Origin of the sequence: Pseudomonas sp. BN102 (assembly GCF_029871245.1) — a bacterium.
In the GTDB taxonomy this organism is placed as follows: Bacteria; Pseudomonadota; Gammaproteobacteria; order Pseudomonadales; family Pseudomonadaceae; genus Metapseudomonas.
Window position 1 is genome coordinate 41758 of record NZ_SSON01000030.1, and the last position, 17498, is coordinate 59255.

At 67.3% G+C, this 17498-nt stretch carries 16 protein-coding genes; 7 read left to right on the forward strand and 9 right to left on the reverse strand.

Annotated elements, in window-relative coordinates; genetic code table 11:
- Positions 1 to 6: 6 nt before the first annotated feature.
- Positions 7 to 1017 carry a hydrolase gene (locus E8F12_RS04545; protein WP_280324100.1) on the forward strand — a complete coding sequence of 337 codons (1011 nt, stop codon included), beginning with the start codon at positions 7 to 9 and terminating at the stop codon, positions 1015 to 1017.
- Positions 1018 to 1037: 20 nt separating this feature from the next.
- Here E8F12_RS04545 and E8F12_RS04550 read toward each other — a convergent pair whose 3' ends face one another.
- The 5 genes from E8F12_RS04550 to E8F12_RS04570 all read right to left on the reverse strand — a co-directional run bounded on the left by E8F12_RS04550 (position 1038) and on the right by E8F12_RS04570 (position 7711).
- Positions 1038 to 2075, reverse strand: a complete 1038-nt coding sequence (locus E8F12_RS04550; protein WP_280324101.1) for an HlyD family efflux transporter periplasmic adaptor subunit — start codon at positions 2073 to 2075, stop codon at positions 1038 to 1040.
- A gap of 8 nt (positions 2076 to 2083) precedes the next feature.
- Positions 2084 to 4168 carry a TolC family protein gene (locus E8F12_RS04555; RefSeq protein WP_280324102.1) on the reverse strand — a complete coding sequence of 695 codons (2085 nt, stop codon included), beginning with the start codon at positions 4166 to 4168 and terminating at the stop codon, positions 2084 to 2086.
- A 4-nt stretch (positions 4169 to 4172) separates the two neighbouring features.
- A complete protein-coding gene (locus E8F12_RS04560) occupies positions 4173 to 5501 on the reverse strand; it encodes a glycosyltransferase (RefSeq protein ID WP_280324103.1) in 1329 nt (442 codons plus the stop codon).
- A gap of 9 nt (positions 5502 to 5510) precedes the next feature.
- The gene (locus tag E8F12_RS04565; RefSeq protein WP_280324104.1) at positions 5511 to 6905 is read right to left on the reverse strand and encodes a diguanylate cyclase; all 1395 of its coding nucleotides are present in this window, start codon (positions 6903 to 6905) and stop codon (positions 5511 to 5513) included.
- Positions 6906 to 7021: 116 nt separating this feature from the next.
- Positions 7022 to 7711: a TetR/AcrR family transcriptional regulator gene (locus E8F12_RS04570; protein ID WP_280324105.1), complete on the reverse strand. Its 690-nt coding sequence runs from the start codon at positions 7709 to 7711 to the stop codon at positions 7022 to 7024.
- Between the two features lie 260 nt (positions 7712 to 7971).
- Between E8F12_RS04570 and E8F12_RS04575 the strand changes: the two genes are divergently transcribed.
- From E8F12_RS04575 to ggt, 6 genes are all read left to right on the forward strand, one after another.
- Positions 7972 to 9402 carry a coniferyl aldehyde dehydrogenase gene (locus E8F12_RS04575; protein ID WP_280324106.1) on the forward strand — a complete coding sequence of 477 codons (1431 nt, stop codon included), beginning with the start codon at positions 7972 to 7974 and terminating at the stop codon, positions 9400 to 9402.
- A gap of 28 nt (positions 9403 to 9430) precedes the next feature.
- The gene (locus E8F12_RS04580; protein ID WP_280324107.1) at positions 9431 to 9976 is read left to right on the forward strand and encodes a twin-arginine translocation pathway signal protein; all 546 of its coding nucleotides are present in this window, start codon (positions 9431 to 9433) and stop codon (positions 9974 to 9976) included.
- A gap of 49 nt (positions 9977 to 10025) precedes the next feature.
- Positions 10026 to 11621 (forward strand): GMC family oxidoreductase, encoded by a 1596-nt coding sequence (locus E8F12_RS04585; protein WP_280324108.1) that lies wholly within the window; start codon positions 10026 to 10028, stop codon positions 11619 to 11621.
- 130 nt (positions 11622 to 11751) lie between these two features.
- Positions 11752 to 12231 (forward strand): pantetheine-phosphate adenylyltransferase, encoded by a 480-nt coding sequence (coaD, locus tag E8F12_RS04590; protein WP_280289481.1) that lies wholly within the window; start codon positions 11752 to 11754, stop codon positions 12229 to 12231.
- 108 nt (positions 12232 to 12339) lie between these two features.
- On the forward strand, positions 12340 to 12591 hold the full coding sequence (locus tag E8F12_RS04595) for a YfhL family 4Fe-4S dicluster ferredoxin (protein ID WP_280324109.1): 252 nt from the start codon (positions 12340 to 12342) through the stop codon (positions 12589 to 12591).
- Positions 12592 to 12645: 54 nt separating this feature from the next.
- Complete coding sequence (ggt, locus tag E8F12_RS04600) at positions 12646 to 14304, forward strand: gamma-glutamyltransferase (RefSeq protein ID WP_280324174.1); 1659 nt, start codon at positions 12646 to 12648, stop codon at positions 14302 to 14304.
- Between the two features lie 247 nt (positions 14305 to 14551).
- On the opposite strand, the gene E8F12_RS04605 is transcribed toward ggt, so the two are convergent.
- The 4 genes from E8F12_RS04605 to E8F12_RS04620 form a co-directional block, all read right to left on the reverse strand.
- Entirely contained in the window at positions 14552 to 14908 is a 357-nt protein-coding gene (locus tag E8F12_RS04605; protein ID WP_280324110.1) for a multidrug transporter, read from the reverse strand.
- Between the two features lie 72 nt (positions 14909 to 14980).
- Positions 14981 to 15559, reverse strand: coding sequence for a lysophospholipid acyltransferase family protein (locus E8F12_RS04610; RefSeq protein WP_280324111.1), 579 nt, complete (start codon positions 15557 to 15559; stop codon positions 14981 to 14983).
- A gap of 75 nt (positions 15560 to 15634) precedes the next feature.
- Entirely contained in the window at positions 15635 to 16447 is an 813-nt protein-coding gene (mutM, locus tag E8F12_RS04615) for a bifunctional DNA-formamidopyrimidine glycosylase/DNA-(apurinic or apyrimidinic site) lyase (RefSeq protein WP_280324112.1), read from the reverse strand.
- 44 nt (positions 16448 to 16491) lie between these two features.
- Positions 16492 to 17304, reverse strand: coding sequence for an HDOD domain-containing protein (locus E8F12_RS04620; RefSeq protein WP_280289544.1), 813 nt, complete (start codon positions 17302 to 17304; stop codon positions 16492 to 16494).
- Positions 17305 to 17498: the final 194 nt, after the last annotated feature.

Here is a 17498-nt window from a genome sequence, read left to right on the forward strand (position 1 = left end):
ACGCCGATGAACCAGTTCCATTCCCCAACGACTACCAGCCCCGGCTTCCAGCCTGCCTGGTGGCTCCCCAGCCCCCACCTGCAGACCCTCTGGTCGCCCTTCTGCCGCAAGCCGCTCCATCTGGAGCGGCGCCGCGAGCGCCTGTGGCTGGATGATGGCGACTTCCTCGACCTGGACTGGCACGGCCCCCACGAGGCCAGCGCGCCGCTGGTGCTGGTCCTGCACGGCCTCACCGGCTCCTCCAATTCGCTGTACGTCGTCGGTCTGCAGCAGGAATTGGCGGCCCGCGGCTGGGCCAGTGTGGCCATCAACTGGCGCGGCTGCTCCGGAGAACCCAACCTGTTGCCGCGCGGCTACCACTCCGGCGTCAGCGAAGACCTGGCGACCACTGTCCGCCACCTGCGCACCAGTCGCCCGCTGGCGCCGCTCTATGCGGTGGGTTATTCGCTGGGGGGCAATGTGCTGCTCAAGTACCTGGGCGAGACCGGCGACGACAGCGGCCTCGAAGCAGCGGTGGCGGTCTCGGTGCCCTATCGGCTGGACCAGTGCGCTGACCGCATCGCCCTCGGCTTTTCACGGGTCTACCAGGCGCATTTCATGCGCGAAATGGTCGCCTACGTGAAGGGCAAGCAGCGGCTGTTCGAACATCAGGGCCATGCGGAGCACCTGTCCACCCTGGCGAGCCTGGGCTCACTGGACGGCCTGCGCACCTTCTGGGACTTCGACGGCCGCATCACCGCTCCCCTGCACGGTTTCAGCGATGCCCAGGACTACTACCGGCGCGCCTCCAGCCGCTACTACCTGGGCGGCATCCGCATTCCCACCCTGCTGATCCAGGCCGCCGACGACCCCTTCGTCTTCCGCAACAGCCTGCCGGAAGCCCACGAACTCTCGGCCAGCACGCGCATGGAGTTGCATGGACAGGGCGGCCACGTGGGCTTCGTCGAAGGATCACCGCAAAAACCCGCCTACTACCTGGAGCGGCGGATTCCGGGCTGGCTGGCGAGCGGCCGCTAGCCAGGGCCGGCCGCGGTCAGTCACTCCTCGACAGCCCAGCGATCGAGCCAGCCCCAGCGGTGCGGGAAGCGCGCCTTGAGGCCCAGGCGATCCACGCGCCAGAACGCCGGCCATTCGCCCCGGACCCGCGCCAGCAGGCGCAGGTTGCGGCTCGGAGCGCTGAAGGCCTCGCGCAGTTCCACCGGTACGGGGACGGCGTCCTCCACCATGCGCACCACCTCCGCCGACAACCAGGTGCCATCCGGCAGGCGCAGCCGAAAGGGCTGACCGGGCGAGGCGTAGGCGGCATGGCGCGGATCGAGGTAGACCCAGAGCTCGGCATCGCCCAGGCGCTGCAGCCGCATGAGCGGAGTGCCGGGGCCGACGTTCTCGCCCTCACCCACCAGCACCTCGCTGATCACCCCCGCCTCGCCCGCCTTCAGCTCCATGCCCTGCAGACGCGCCTGCAGCCAGCCGCTTTCCAGCCGGCGCTGGCGCTCCAGGGTGGCGTCCGCCGGCAGCGATTCGCGGCGCTCGAATTCCAGCAGGTCGCGCTGGCGCCTGTCCCGCTCGTCCTGGGCCTGCTGCACCTCGCCGCGGGTGGCGGCGCCGGCGGCGAGCAGCCCGCGCAGGCTGCCCAGGCGGGATTCGGCACTGTCCAGCAGGCGCTGGACGGCGTGACGCTCCCGTTCCCGCATCCCCGGCTGCACGGCGGATGACGGCAGGGTCGACGGTTCGGCGAGCAAGGCAAGGCGCGCGCGCCATTCGGGGTTGTCCATCCGCAGGAGCAACTGACCGACTTCCACCCGATCGCCGGGTCGGCCCAACACACGCTCCACCTGCCCGGCCTCCCGCGCGCGCAGTTCGCTGGAGGGCAGATGCAACTGGGCCGGTGCCTCGATCAGCCAGAGGCCGAAGAACTCACGGCCGACCAGGAACAGCAACGGGCTGGTCACTGCCAGCAGGATCAGGTACCAGCGCAGCTTGAAGGCCAGGCGCTTGCCCGGCGCATAGAGCACCTTGAGGCCCTGGTCCTGGGTCGGCTGCTGCTCCTTGGAGCTGGAGAATCGAATCTTCATGGGATGGCTCAACGGGGAAAATGGGTCCAGTCCTGCCAGTCGACACCGGCGACGCCGACCGCCTGCAGGCGGGTGCGCCAGCGCTCCAGCTGCTGCCGCAACCCTGCGCGCGACACCCCGGCCCAGGACTCCGCGGCCGGCAGCTGCGGCTCGACGCTCTGCGCCAGGCGGAAGCGCAGCGCCGGCCAGCGCCGGGCGATGGACTCCGCCAGCTCGGCGCTGCGTGCAGGATCGCGGGTATAGATCATCAGGCTGACCTGTCGCACGCCGCGCTGCGGCAGGGCGCATGGCACGCAGGTAGTGCCGGCGACGGGTTCGGCGAACCAGCGGTGATGGCTGGACAGTTCCAGCGGCCAGGGCGCGCGCCCGGCCACGGCGCCCAGGGTATCTAGCCAGTCCCGCAGGCGGCTGTCGGGCACCGGCCAGCCAAGTTGCTCGACTTCCAGGTCTAGGTGCAGGGCGTCGAAGCGCAGGCCCTGGAGCCGATCGATCAGGTCCAGCAGGCCTTGGCGACCGGCGGGCTCCAGCCAGTCCGGATCGCCCAGCAGCAGGACCACCTGCAGGCCCTGGGCGTGGGCTTCGTCCAGAGTGTCCTGCAGCTGCTTGCGCAGAGCAGGGAGGTCGGCCACCTGCCGGGAATCGAGCCCCAGGTAGAGCCGCGCCATGCCGGCACGGCGCAACTCATCCAGCTCGACGCGGCGGTTGTCCGGCTGCAACAGCGCCCGGCTGTTCCACAGGTAGACGCCCTGGTTCCAGGCCGTCGACCTGCCCCCCTTCGGCTCCGCCTCGCTCAGCGCCAGGGCCGGCCAGTCGACACGCTGCGGACCGAGCAGCTCGGACAGCGTCTGGTCGTCATCGACGAACAAGCGCAGCGCCGCCTCGCGCAACCAGGCGGCGTGCCAGGCGGCGATCAGGCGCAATCCCGTGTTGTAGTGCTCCAGCTCCACGGCCTGCTCCTCACCCGGATTCTCGGAAACCGAGCGTTCGGCGCGCAGCCGCTGCTCACGCAGGGCCTGCTCCGAAACGGCGAGCTGCTCGCGCTCCCGATCCAGCTGGGCAGCGGCCTGGCGCTGCGCCTGCAGGGTCTGGCCCAGGGACTGGAGCAGTTGCTGACGCTCGGCCTCCAGTTGCGCCAGGGCGGCCTGGTGTCGCGCCTCGCCCTCGCGGTCGCGGGCCTGGCCGTAAGCCAACAGGTCGAATGGTGCGGAAAGGCTGAGGCTGGCCACCAGTCCGTCGCCGCGCTTGCTGGCACCGCTGCGGTCCTCGTAGCTCTGCGCCAGGCTGAAGCTGGAATCAACGCTCGCATACCAGGGCGATTGCCGGTTGCCTTCTGCCTGGCGCACGTCGTCCTGCCGCTCCTGCAGACGCGGATGACCTTCCAGGGCCTGGCGCCAACTGGCCAGGGGCAGCACCTGGGCGGACAGCGGTTCCGCCTGCGCCCGTTGGCCAGGCGCGATTTCCAGGCCGGCCAGTCCGGCCAGTCCGGCGCGGGTGTCCTCCACCAGCAGCGCGCTCTGCCCGCAGCGACGCTGCAGGCCCTGCCACCGGCCGTCCAGCAGCCGCGCCTGGGACGCCAGCAGCCAGCCCTCGCGCTGGCGCAGGTCCAGGCGGTCGCGGGCAGCGGCCGCGGTGGGCAGCAGCGTCTCGCACCAGCGCGCCTCCTGCTCGGCGCGCCACCAGTCAGCATAGGCGCTGCGCAGGGCCAGCCGCTGCTCGGCCAGGCGCAGCAAGCGGCGGGCCTGTTGCCGTTGCTGCTCAAGCTCGATCGCGGACACCGCCTGCACCTGCCGGCGCAGGCTGCCAAGCAGGGGGTGGCGCAGGCCGAGGGCCAGATCGCGGCCGTAGTAGTCATCGCGCAGGTCATCGGTCACCAGTTCGCGGTAGCGCCCGGTACTGCCCGCACCGAACCATTGCCAGCCCGCCTCGGCCTCGCGCTGCTCCTTGAGCGCATCCAGCGCCCGCAGTTCGGCGGCGTTGGCCTGCAGCGCGGCACCGTCCTCGGCACGCTCCAGGATCCTGTCCAGTGGCAGCACCTCGGCCCGGACCACGCCGGCGGCCAGCAGCAATGCGCAGAAAAGCACGGAACGGATCATGGCTTCAGAACCTCTTCGCCCTGCGCAGGACCCACCAGGGCGCCATGCTGGTTTCCTCGTGGCCGCGGCGCAGGGCCTCGTTGAGCATGGCCACCGCACTCCACAGGCGCATGACCAGCATGAACAGGGGAAAGACGAAGACCACCGGGAACAGACGCAGGTCCTGGCGCGGGCGCTCTGACACCAGGGCCAGCATGGCCAGGTACAGCAGCAGCGTCATGCCCAGGTAGACCAGGTAGATGAGCGCCGCCAGGGCAAGGAAGCGCGGCCAGGGCAGCACCAGAGGCCCTGCTACGCAGTAGCCGAAGATGATGAAAGGCAGCACCAGTTGGAAAAAGAAGCCGGTGACCAGGGTCATCAGGAAGTTCGGCCAGCCCAGCAGGCGCGGATTGAAGCTGTGGCGATGCTTGCGGATATAGAGGAAGTACAGGTCGCCGTCCCAGCGCAGCCGCTGCATGAGGAACTGGAGGAAGGTCACGGGGGCGTCGGTATGGCCGATGGCGCCGGGCTCGAAGGGAATGCGCAGGGCCTGGCGGCCGAAGTAGTTCTTGATCCGCAGGGTGAGGTCGAGGTCTTCCGCGGTGTGGGTGTCCCAGCCACCGATCTTGTCGAGGAAGCTGCGGCGAAAGGCGCCGAAGGCCCCGGACACGTTGTTCACCAGGTTCCATTCGCTGAGGCCGATCTTGGACATGTGGATCGACAGCTGGTATTCCAGCGCCTGCATGGCGGTGGTCAGCGAGGCCCAGGCGTTGCGCACCCGAAGGCTGCCCGCCACCGCCGGCACGTCCGGATCGGCGAAGTGACGAACCATCCGGCTGACCATGTCGTTGTCGAAGGAGGTGTCGCCATCCAGGGCCATCACCACCTCACCGGTGCAGTGCGCCAGGCCCGCGTTCAGCGACGAGACCCGGCCGCCGCGCTGCCACTTGGCGATGGGCCGCAACAGGCGCCTCGGATGGAGCAGCGGGTCGACGCGAAAGTCCCGCACCGCCTGCATGGTCGGCCGGTTCACGGCCGCGCCGTCGACCACCGGGATCATCTCGATGTAGCCGGGGTAGGTCTGCTCGCAGAGGCTGCGCAGGGTCTGCTGCACGTCGCGCCCTTCGCTGTAGCAAGTGATGATGCAGGACACCCGCGGGCGATAGCCGTTGTCCCGCGGCAGCTCGAAGGGTTTGCGCATGAACCAGCGCAGCACACCGATCAGTACCAGCAGGTTCAGCGGCACCTCCAGCAGCAGGAAGGCCGGCAGCAGCTTGAACGCCCCTTGCAGGAAGCTTTCGCTCCTGCCCAGTTCGCCGACCAGCAACAGCCACTGCTCGAAGAATGCTTCCATGCTCGATGCTCAGCTCAGTTGTCCGCCCAGGCGCGCCAGCAGCAGGGCGGCATCCTCCTGATCCTGCTGATCGTCCGGGGCGGTGAAGACGGCCAGCCGCACCTCGATGGGCGTCGCCTGCCCCGCGGTCAGGCTCTCGGCACCCTTGACCAGGCGCTTGCGCACTACCTCCAGTCCGACGGCATCGGTGTAGGGCATCATCAGCCAGAGCACCTCCTCGCTCAGCCGGCAGCAGCGGTCGGTCTCGCGGACGGCTTCCTGCAGGCGCTCCACCAACCCGTCCACTAGCGCGTGGCCACGCATCTCGCCGAGCTGGGCGAGAGTCTCCAGCAGGTTGACGAAGCGCAGACCGATCAGGGAGAAGGGCGGCGTCGGGTGCCGCCGGGTCAGTTGCAGCTGCCAGTTGAGGAGCTCGAAGAAGGCCTTGCGCGGCAACAGGTTGAGGCTGCCGAAACGCTCGATGCTCGTCGGCCCGGCGCCGAAGCCCTCACGGCAGCGCAGGCGCCCGGCTTCAGCCAGACGGAAGTGGCGTACCTCGCGCACGCGCAGCTTGTCCGGCGCATGGGACAGGCCGCAATCCAGGCAGCGTGCTTCCACCGCGGCGTCGACGAAGAACGCCTGGCAACTGCGGCAACGGTAGTTCTCCAGGGGCCGGTCGTAGTCGCTGCCGATGTGGCGCAGGCGGGTCAGGCAGTTCGGGCAGAGCAGCAGGCCTTCCTTGAGGAAGTGCTCCTGGGGGCCGACGTGGCCGCAGGTGAAGCAGTGCAGCGAGGGCTGACGGCCGATGTCCAGGGCCTGGCACTCGGGGCAGACATCCACATAGTTGAGGCGCCCCGACCCGCAGCCGGTGCACAAGCGCAGCCGGTCCAGCAGCTCGCCCTCCTCCAGCCACCCTTGCTGGCCCATCAGCTGCAGCCAGGAGAACTGGTTGACGACTTCGCCATCCCCCAGGGCCTCCAGCAGCGGGTAGCGGTAGTGCTGCGGCACGGTGGCATCGCGCACGGCGTGGACCTCGCCACGGGAACGCAGCCAGAGCCAGGCCAGCACCCGCTCCTCGAAGCGCTCCGGCACGGTGCCGCGATTGAACAGGCCGAAGCGTTCGCGCCAGAGACGCCAGAGCGGCGTGATGGCACCGAGGTCGGCCGGGGGCCGGCCATCCCCCAGGGCAGCGCACCAGGGTTCCTGGTCATGGCAGCAATAGATCAGGCTGAAGCGGTAGTGGCGATCCATGCGCAAGCTGCGCAGCATCTGGCCAGCCGTGGGGCCCGGGAGGTCGAGCAGCAGCACATCGTAGGCCGGCGCCGCCTGCAGGCTGGCAAGATCGCTGTAGTGATCCAGTTCACTGCCGCCGAAATGGGAAGGAACGGCGCCGAGAACTGCGACATGGGGCGCGGCTGTAGTCATGGGAAAAAGCTCTGGAAGTCATCCTTAACCAATGTGCCACTATAACGCAGAGGAATTATATTTACGTCAGTTATTCGACACGCTCGCGTCAAGGCGTAATCGTCAAAAGGCTAATGTCAAATATCCGGCGCCCGGTCGTCTTCGCCGTGCATTATCCGCTCCAGCGGCACGTGAAGCTTCTCGTAGAGCGCCTGCACGCCCGGCTGCGCCTCGGGCGCGAGGTAGCCGCCCTCCAGCGCGAGTACCTGGTAGATGCCGCGGCGAAGCAGCTCCTGGCTGAGGTCGCCGGCCTCCGGGCGGGTGGTGCAAAGGAAGCGCACCCATGAAGTGACGATGATCCAGCTGTTGAGGGTCAGGGCTTCGACCTGGGCGGCGTTCATTCGCAGGATGCCGGCCTCGACGAAGCCGCGGTAGATGGCCTGGGCGTGGTCCAGGCAGCGCTGGGCGAACAGGCGGTAGCGCGCGGCCAGTTGGGTGTCGGACTCCAGCAGGTGCTCCAGGTCGCGATGCAGGAAGCGGAAATCCCACATCGCCGCCAGCAGGGACTCCAGGTAGAAGGTCTTGTCCTCCACCGTCACCGCGCGCCCCTCCGGCGGGCGCAGGAAGCTGTCCACCCGGGTTTCGTACTGGCCGAACAGCTCGGCGATGATCTCCTGCTTGTTGCGGAAGTGGTAATAGAGATTGCCCGGCGACATGCCCAGGTGCGCGGCGATGTGGTTGGTGGTCACGTTGCGCTCGCCCTGGGTATTGAACAGCGCAAGGCTCTCCAGAACGATGCGGTCGCGGGTCTTGGGTCGTTGGGCCATCGAGTGGATCTTCCTGCAATCGGTAGGTACGGCGAGCGCCAAAGGTACACACCGGGAGGGCGCCGGGAAACACTCGGCGTTACCCGCAGGCTCCCTGCCCAGCTTTTCGTTGGGCTGCCGCCGGGCGGCCGGGCAGGCAAGCTATTTGACACTCTAGAGCAATTGCTCTAAAAATCCAGCGATACCACAACAATAGAGCTGCCCCGCATTCGCCCGACGGATACGGACGACGCTCCCGGAGCCCCCCGAGGAACCGCACCATGGTCGCCGACATTGCCTACCTGCAACAGAGCCAGCAGCAGATCAGCCAGCTGGAAAGCCTCTTCCAGCGCCAGCGCGAGGCCTTCCGCGCCAACCCCATGCCCAGCGCCGGACAGCGCGCCCAGTGGCTGAAGTCGCTGCGCGAGCTGCTGTACACCGAACAGGAAGCGCTGATCGCCGCCATTTCCGAGGACTTCAGCAACCGCTCGGCCGACGAGACCCGGCTGGCCGAGATCATGCCCAGCCTGCATGGCATCCATTACGCAACCAAGCGTCTGCACAAGTGGATGAAACCCTCCCGCCGGGGCGTCGGCATGGCCTTCCAGCCCGCCTCGGCCAAGGTGATCTACCAGCCGCTGGGCGTGGTCGGCGTGATAGTGCCGTGGAACTACCCGCTCTACCTCGCCATAGGCCCACTGGTGGGCGCCCTGGCCGCCGGCAACCGGGTGATGATCAAGATGAGCGAGTCCACCCCGGCCACCTCGCAACTGCTCAAGGACCTGCTGGCGAGGATCTTCCCCGAGGACCTGGTCGGCGTGGTGCTGGGCGAGGCCGAGGTGGGCGTGGCCTTCTCCCGCCAGCCGTTCGACCACCTGCTGTTCACCGGCGCCACCAGCATCGGCAAGCACGTGATGCGCGCGGCCGCCGAGAACCTGACCCCGGTGACCCTGGAACTGGGCGGCAAATCGCCGGCCATCGTCTCCGCCGACGTGCCGCTGGCTGACGCCGCCGAGCGCATTGCCTTCGGCAAGACCATGAATGCCGGCCAGACCTGCGTGGCGCCGGACTATGTGCTGGTGCCGGAAGGCCGCGTCGAGGGCTTCGTCGAGGCCTACCGCCAGGCTGTGCAGGGCTTCTTCCCGCAGCTCAAGGACAACCCCGACTACACCGCCATCATCAACGAGCGCCAACTGGGCCGCCTCAATGGCTACCTGGCGGACGCCGAAGCAAAGGGTGCCCGCCTGGTGCCGCTGTTCCCCGAAGCCCAGGGCCGGCGCCTGCCGCATACCCTGGTGCTGAACGCCACCGACGAGATGAAACTGATGCAGGAGGAGATCTTCGGCCCCCTGCTGCCGATCGTCCCCTACCGCCAGTTGGAAGACGCCTTCGCCTACATCAACGACCGTCCGCGCCCGCTGGCCCTCTACTACTTCGGCTACAACCGCGGCGAACAGCAGCGCGTGCTGCACGAGACCCACTCCGGCGGCGTGTGCCTGAACGACACGCTGCTGCACGTGGCCCAGGACGACATGCCCTTCGGCGGCATCGGCCCCTCGGGCATGGGCCACTATCACGGCCACGAAGGCTTCCTCACCTTCAGCAAGGCCAAGGGTGTGTTCATCAAGCAGCGCTTCAATGCCGCGAAAATGATCTATCCGCCCTATGGCAAGGCCATCCAGAAGCTGGTCCACAAACTCTTCGTCCGCTGAGGCGGGCTTTCGCAGGCAGATAACAATAATGAGCGAAACCACCCTCGACGCGCCGGGCCTGTCCCGGCGCAACCTGCTCAAGGTCGGCCTGTTCGGTTCGGCCTTCCTCGCCACCGCCGGGGTCGCCGCCAGCCTCACCGGCTGCTCGGCCAGCGTGCCGGCTGGTGGCTTTGCCGTGCTGCGCGAATCCGACCTGCCCTTCCTCCGTGCCCTGGTGCCGGTGATGCTGGAAGGCGCCGTGCCCAGCGAGAAAGTACCCCAGACCATCGAGGGCACCCTCGAAAGCCTGGACTACGCCCTGCATCGCCTGTCGCCGGAGATGCTCAAGCTCACCCTGCAGCTCTTCGACGCGCTCGCCCTGCCGCTGACCCGCGGCCCGCTGACGGGCATCTGGGGCAGCTGGGAAAAGGCCGGCGCCCAGGACGTGCGCGAGTTCCTGGCGCGCTGGGAGCACAGCTCCATCGGCCTGCTGAAGATGGGTCACGCCTCCCTGCTGCAACTGGTGATGATGGCCTGGTACGGCCGCCCGGAATCCTGGGCGCATTGCGGTTACCCAGGCCCGCCGACGGTCTGAGCCCCGCGCCACGGCAAGAAAACGACAAGAATTCGCCCGAGACCCTGACATGCCTGTACCCGATCTGTTTGCCGAAGGCCTGGCCCGCGGCTGGAAAACCCACAACGGCTCACGCCTGGAGCAGGACCTGACCCTGGAGGCCGATGTCGCCATAGTTGGCAGCGGCGCCGGTGGCGGCACCACGGCGGAAATCCTCAGTGCCGCCGGATTCAAGGTACTGCTGATCGAGGAAGGGCCGCTGAAGACCAGCTCCGACTTCAAGATGCAGGAGGCCGAGGCCTACCCCAGCCTCTACCAGGAAGGCATAGGCCGGATGACCAAGGATGGCGCCATCACCATCCTCCAGGGCCGCGCCGTGGGCGGCACCACCCTGGTCAATTGGACCTCCAGCTTCCGCACCCCGGAGCCGACCCTGGAGCACTGGGCGCGCGAGCACGGGGTCAAGGGCCACTCGGTGGCCGAGATGGCCCCGTGGTTCGAGAAGATGGAGCAGCGCCTGGGCGTGGCGCCCTGGGCCATTCCGCCGAACCCCAACAACGACGTGATCCGCCTGGGCTGCGAAAAACTCGGGCTCCACTGGAAGGTCATTCCTCGCAACGTGCGTGGCTGCTGGAACCTCGGTTACTGCGGCATGGGCTGCCCGACCAACGCCAAGCAGTCGATGCTGGTCACCACCATCCCCGCCACTCTCGACAAGGGCGGCGAACTGCTCTACCTGGCCCGCGCCGAAAAGCTGCTGATCGAGGGCGACCGGGTCACCGGCATCGAATGCCTGGGCCTGGACGAACGCTGCGTGGCCCCCAACGGCCGCAAGATCCGGGTCAAGGCCCGCCATTACGTGCTTGCCGGCGGCGGCATCAACACGCCAGGGCTGCTCCTGCGCTCCGACGCGCCGGACCCGTACGGGCGCACCGGCAAGCGCACCTTCTTGCACGTGGTGAATTTCTCCGCCGCGCAGTTCGACCGACTGATCAACCCCTTCTACGGCGCGCCGCAGTCCATCTATTCGGATCACTTCCAGTGGGACGACGGCGCCACGGGGCGCATGTCCTACAAGCTCGAAGTACCGCCGCTGCAGCCCTCTCTCACCAGCACCCTGCTGGGGCGCTTCGGTGTCGACAACGCGCTGCGCATGGAGCAGTTGCCCCACACCAACGTGATGCTGGCGTTGATGCGCGACGGCTTCCATCCGGACAGCGCCGAGGGCACGGTGGAATTGCGCGGCGATGGCAGCCCGGTGCTCGATTACCGCATGACCGACTACACCTGGGACGGCATCCGCCGGGCCTACCATGCAATGGCGGAAATCCAGTTCGCTGCTGGCGCCCGCGCGGTACTGCCGATGCACGCCGACGCCGACTATGTGAAGACCCTCGACGAGGTCCGCAACCTGATCGATGGTCTGCCCCTGGAGCTCTACCGCGCCCGCCTGGGCAGCGCCCACGTGATGGGCGGCTGCGCCATGGGCGAGGATCCGCAGCAGGCGGTGACCGACAGCCTGGGCCGCCACCACCAGTTGGCCAACCTGTCGATCCACGACGGTTCGCTGTTCCCCACCAGCATCGGCGCCAACCCGCAGCTGTCCGTCTACGGCCTCACCGCCAAGCTCGCCAGCGCCCTCGCCGAGCGGTTGGGCCAGGCCTGATGGCCGGCCGGGCGGTGCCGGACTCATCTCCGTGCGCCGCCTGTAGCCCAGCGGGCGCCCTCGTCTTGGCCCATGGGGGTTTGCTGCGCTACCATCCGATTCCCTTACGGACCCCTGCCAGGACGTCGCGATGAACCGAGTGTTGTACCCGGGCACCTTCGACCCCATTACGAAGGGCCACGGCGATCTGATCGAACGCGCCTCTCGTCTGTTCGATAGCGTGGTCATTGCTGTAGCAGCCAGCCCCAAGAAAAACCCGCTGTTCAGCCTGGAACAGCGTGTAGAACTGGCCCGCGAGGTCACCAAGCACCTGCCGAACGTCGAAGTGGTGGGCTTCTCCACCCTGTTGGCGCACTTCGTCAAGGAGCAGAACGCCAATGTCTTCCTGCGCGGCCTGCGCGCGGTGTCCGACTTCGAGTACGAATTCCAGCTGGCCAACATGAACCGCCAACTGGCGCCGGATGTGGAAAGCATGTTCCTCACCCCGTCGGAAAAGTACTCCTTCATCTCCTCCACCCTGGTGCGCGAAATAGCGGCCCTTGGCGGCGATATCAGCAAGTTCGTCCACCCAGCGGTGGCCCAGGCGCTGGCCGAGCGCTTCAAACGCTGAAAGCTCCTCCGCCGCGATCGGCGCGTGCGTCGATCGCGGCAATCCGGCACAATTCCGCTAATTTCTGTACAAGGCCGTCGCTGCCTGGCGACGGCAGGAGTTGTTCCCATGTCCCTCAAGATCACCGACGACTGCATCAACTGCGACGTCTGCGAACCCGAGTGCCCAAACGGCGCCATTTCCCAGGGCGAGGAGATCTACGTGATCGATCCCAACCTCTGCACCGAATGCGTCGGCCACTATGACGAGCCGCAGTGCCAGCAGGTCTGCCCCGTCGATTGCATCCCCCTGGACGAAGCCCATGTCGAAAGCAAGGATGAGCTGATGGAGAAGTACCTGAAGCTCACCGGCAAGGCCTGACCCGTGGGCCGCCAGGAACGCGGCTCGTACCGCCGTGGCGCGCTCGTCGCGACGCTGCTCCTGCTCTGCGCGGGAGCCCTGCAGGCCGCCGAGCCCGGGCGCGCAGCCGTCGCCACACCCAGTCCGTCGGCCACGGTAGCCGGCCTCGAGACCCTGGCCCAGGGCGGTAACGCCTTTGATGCCGCGGTCGCCATCAGCGCCGCCCTGGCAGTGGCCGAGCCGTATGGCTCGGGTCTTGGCGGCGGTGGCTTCTTCCTCCTCCGCCAGGGTGGCGACAAACCCGTCTACCGCTTCCTGGACGCCCGCGAGCGTGCCCCGCTGGCCGCCCATCCGCGCCTTTATGTGCGTGACGGCAAGGCCGACCCGACGCTATCCCTGGACGGCGCCCTGGCTGCCGCCATCCCCGGCCTGCCGGCGGCCCTGGCGGACCTGGCCGGCCGATACGGCCGCCTGCCCCTGGCTGACAGCCTGACCCCGGCGATCCGCCTGGCGCGCGACGGCATCTCGGTGGATCGCGTTTACCGCGAGCGTGCCTCCTGGCGCCTGTCGTCCATGCGCGACGACCCTGAGACGGCGCGCCTGTTCCTCGACCACAAGGGCGAGATCCCGGAAGAGTTCAGCCTGCTGCGCCAGCCGGAACTGGCCAACACCCTGGAACGCATGGTTCGCTACGGCAAGGCCGGGTTCTACAGCGGCCTCACCGCCGAGAAACTGGTGCAAGGCGTGAACGCCGCTGGCGGCATCTGGAGCCTGCGTGACCTGGCCGACTACAAGACCGTGGAACGCCAGCCGATCCGCTTTCGCCTCGCCGATGGCCGCGAGCTGATCGGTGCACCACCGCCCTCTGCCGGCGGCATTGCCCTGGCACAGAGCCTGGCGATGCTGCAGGAGCTGCCCTGGCGCAAGGCTGACCGTGTGCAACGCACCCACTACGTGGTGGAAGTGCTACGCCGGGCCTACCGCGACCGCGGCCTGCTGGGCGATCCGGATTTCGTCGCCATTCCCCAGGCGAAGCTGCTCGATGCCGGCTACCTGAAGAACCTTGCCGCGGGTATCGACGCCCGCCGCGCGACCCCAAGCAGCAGCCTGCCTCCGTCGCCGCCCTGGCGTGAAGGCGACCACACCACCCACTTCGCGGTGATCGACAAGGACGGCAACGCGGTGGCCGCCACCCTGTCCATCAACCTGCCCTTCGGCGCCGCCTTCACCGTGCCCGGCACCGGCGTGCTGCTGAATGACGAGATGGACGATTTCGCCGCCGACCCGTCCGGGTCCAACGCCTACGGCCTTGCCGCCAGCCGTGCCAACGCGGTGGGTTCGGGCAAGCGCCCGCTGTCCTCCATGAGCCCCACTTTCATCGAAAACGACCAGGAGTTCGCCGCCTTCGGCACCCCCGGTGGCAGTCGGATTCCCAGCATGGTGCTGCTCTCGATCCTGGAGTACCTGGACGGCCAGCCCGTGAATCGCTGGCCCTCGGTGGCGCGCTATCACCACCAGTACCTGCCCGATCAGATCGAGCACGAACCGGGCGCCTTCAGCAGCGCCGAAAGTGCCGAACTGCGCTCCCGCGGCTACAGACTCAAGCTGCTTGAGCGCAACTATGGCAACCAGCAGGTGCTGTTCTGGAACAAGGCCAAGGGCAGCCTCGAAGCCGCCAGTGATCCACGCGGCCTGGGCCTGTCCGAATTATTCGACGTCGAGAAGGTGAAGTAGAGGCGAATTCGCGCCCGTTGGGTGGATCACGCTCCACCGGTCCACCATGTCTCCGGGCCGTACACCCAGAGGGAGAGGGGGCTGTCCGTGCCACAGACTTGATCCTTATCCCGAAATCCATCCGCCAGAGACGGTCCCCTAGGACACGATCAACGACTCCCCGTCCGGCAACCCGCGCCTTCTCTGAAAACACCGACGGCCCCATCCCGGAAGGGATGGGGCCGTCGGCCTGGTGAGGGGTAGAGGCTCAGTAGCCTTCGCTGGCCTTGTCGTGCCGGTAGCCGCTCATGGTGCAGCCCAGGCAGCGCACAAAGGCTTCCCGGCCCGGCACGCCAATCAGCTCGTTGGCGGCTTCCTCGACGTTACCGCCCAGGGCCGAGAAGGGCAGGCTGATGATGAACAGGCCGGCGCCAATCACAGTGGCGCCGATCAACAGCGGCCGGGCGATCAGCACGTCGCCGGCCATGCTGTAGCCGCTGGGGGCCTCAACGGTGTACATGGGGTCACCGCTGGCATTCTCCTGTACCACTTCCGCGCCAGCCGGCAGCGCCAGCAGGCCAGTGGTCAGCGCCAGGACAGCAGCGGTGGAGCGGAACAGGTTCATGAGGGCGATCCTTCAACGATGAGTGTGCGAAAAACTATAACAGCGCATGGCAGATTGACACCGTGACGGCCTTCAATCGCCATGGAAAGCGTAGTCGGGTTTTTTCGGCACGTACGGACGGTAAAAGGCCAGCAACTGGCGCAGGTCGGCCTGCTCGTCGCCACTGGGGAAGAATGGCTGACCTATGACAACGCGGCGGTTGGCGTAGTCCAGGGCGGCCGGAACTATGGGCACGTCGGCGCCTCGGGCGATGTGATAGAAGCCCATCTTCCAGCGCTCCACCCGCTTGCGCGTGCCTTCCGGCGAGATGATCAGCATGAACTCGCGGCTCTGGCGGAATTGCTCTACCGCCTGCTCCACCATGTTCAGCTTGAGGTGGCGGTAGATCGGCACCCCGCCCCAGCGCTTCAACAGCCCACCAAAGGGCCGGCGGAACAGGGTGTGCTTGGCGAACCAGCGGGCGTTCAAGCGCAGCACGAACTTCACCGCGAGGAAGATCACGAAATCCCAGTTGGAGGTGTGGTGGGCGCCGATCACCACGAACTTGTCGAGGTCCGGCATGCGCCCTTCGATGCGCCAGCCCATCAGTTTGAGCACGCCATGGCCGACCGCCTCGGAGAAAGGATTGCGGGGCAGGTAGTTACCGTACATGGGGAAGACTTCTTTGTTGCTCTTGGAGGTTGAGAGCTGGATGGCAGACGCCGGACCTCGCGGCCCGGCGAGGATTCAGCGTTGGCAGCGCGGGCAGTAGACGCTGGCGCGTTGGCCGAGACGGATTTCCCGCAGGGTCGAGCCGCAGTTCTTGCAGAACTCGCCGCCACGGCCGTAGACGAACAACTCCTGCTGGAAGTAGCCCGGCTTGCCGTCGCCGCCGACGAAATCGCGCAGGGTGGTGCCGCCGCATTCGATGGCCTGGGCGAGGATGCGCTTGATCTCCTCGCCGAGCGCCAGGTAGCGCGCCCGCGAGATGGAACCGGCCTCGCGGCGCGGGTCGATGCCGGCGGCGAACAGTGCCTCGGTGGCGTAAATATTGCCGACGCCGACCACCACCGCGTTATCCATGATGAAGGGCTTGACCGCCATGCTGCGGCCACGGGACAGCTGGAACAGGCGCTCGCCGTCGAAGAGGCCGCCAAGCGGCTCGGGACCGAGTCGGCGCAACAGCTCGTGGTTCAGCGGGTCGTCGCTCCAGAGCATGGCGCCGAAGCGGCGCGGGTCGGTGTAGCGCAGGGCCATGCCCGACTCCAGCTCGATATCCACATGCTCGTGCTTGGCCGCCACCAGCCCGGCTTCCACCAGACGCAGGCTGCCGGACATGCCCAGGTGGCTGATCAGGGTACCGGCCTCGGCCTGCAGCAGCAGGTATTTGGCGCGACGCTCCACCTTGAGGATGCACTGGCCGGAGAGGCGCACGTCGAGGTCCTCGGGAATGGGCCAGCGCAGGCGGCGCTCGCGCACGATCACCCGGCTGACGCGCTGGCCTTCGAGGAAGGGCGCGATGCCCCGACGGGTGGTTTCGACTTCGGGTAGTTCAGGCATTGCGTGTCTCGGGCTCGGTAGGGCCAGGATTTGTAGGAGCGGCGTCAGTGGGCGCCCAGCTCGCGGATGCTTTCCTTCAGGTTTTCAAAGTCGTACTCCGAGAGCCCCACATAGTCCAGTACCTGGGCGCGAATGCTCTGCCACTCATGGTCCTCGGCCTGGTTGCCCAGCACCAGGTGCGAGGCGCAGATGTGCTCGGCCATCTTGAGGATCGCCAGCAGGTTCTTCAGCTGCGCGTCGCGGCCGGAGTCGTCGCTGAAGATGGACAGCGCGTTGTGGTGGTTTGCGATGGCCTCGCAGAGGTGCTCGGGCAGGCGCCAGGAGCGCGCGGTGAAGTAGCCAACCACGGCGTGGTTGGTGTTCAGCAGGCGGTTCTCGGTGTCCACCACCCGACGCTCCGGGCCGGCGCTGGCATAGGCCTCTTCCAGCACCGTCATGTAGTCGGGGAAACGCTTGAGCATTAGCGGGATGCCGCAATTGTGGAACAGGCCGAGGGCATAGGCCTCGTCCGCCGACTGGTAGCCGATGCGTTTGGCCAGGGTCAGGCAGGTCATGGCCACGTCCTGGGCGGTGTCCCAGAAGCGGTTCAGGGTGACGATGGTCTCGTCGCTCATCTCGCCCTTGATCGACTGCGCGTTGATCAGGTTGATCACCGTGTTGCAGCCGAGCAGGTTCACCGCCTGCTGAATCGAGGCGATGCGGTTGGTCAGGCCGAAGAACGGCGAGTTGACGATCTTCAGCAGGGCACCGGACAGTCCCGGGTCCTGGCTGATGAGCCGGGCGATGGACTTGAGGTCCGGGCTCGGCATGACCTGCTCCATCTGCAGGTCGACCATGATCTGCGGTTGCGGCGGCACGCTGATGCCCTGCAGGACCTGGCGAATCTGTTCTGCGGAAAGTTCTTGAGCCATGGGGATGAGGGAAAAGGTTGACCGAGGCGACAGTCTACCCGGATGCGCCGGCCTGTTGCGCGGGATTTCAGGCCAGCTTCCGTTCGTTCGTCCCAGGTCGCCGTGAGCACCGCCGGGCGGCCCCCGGAGCCGGTGCGGGC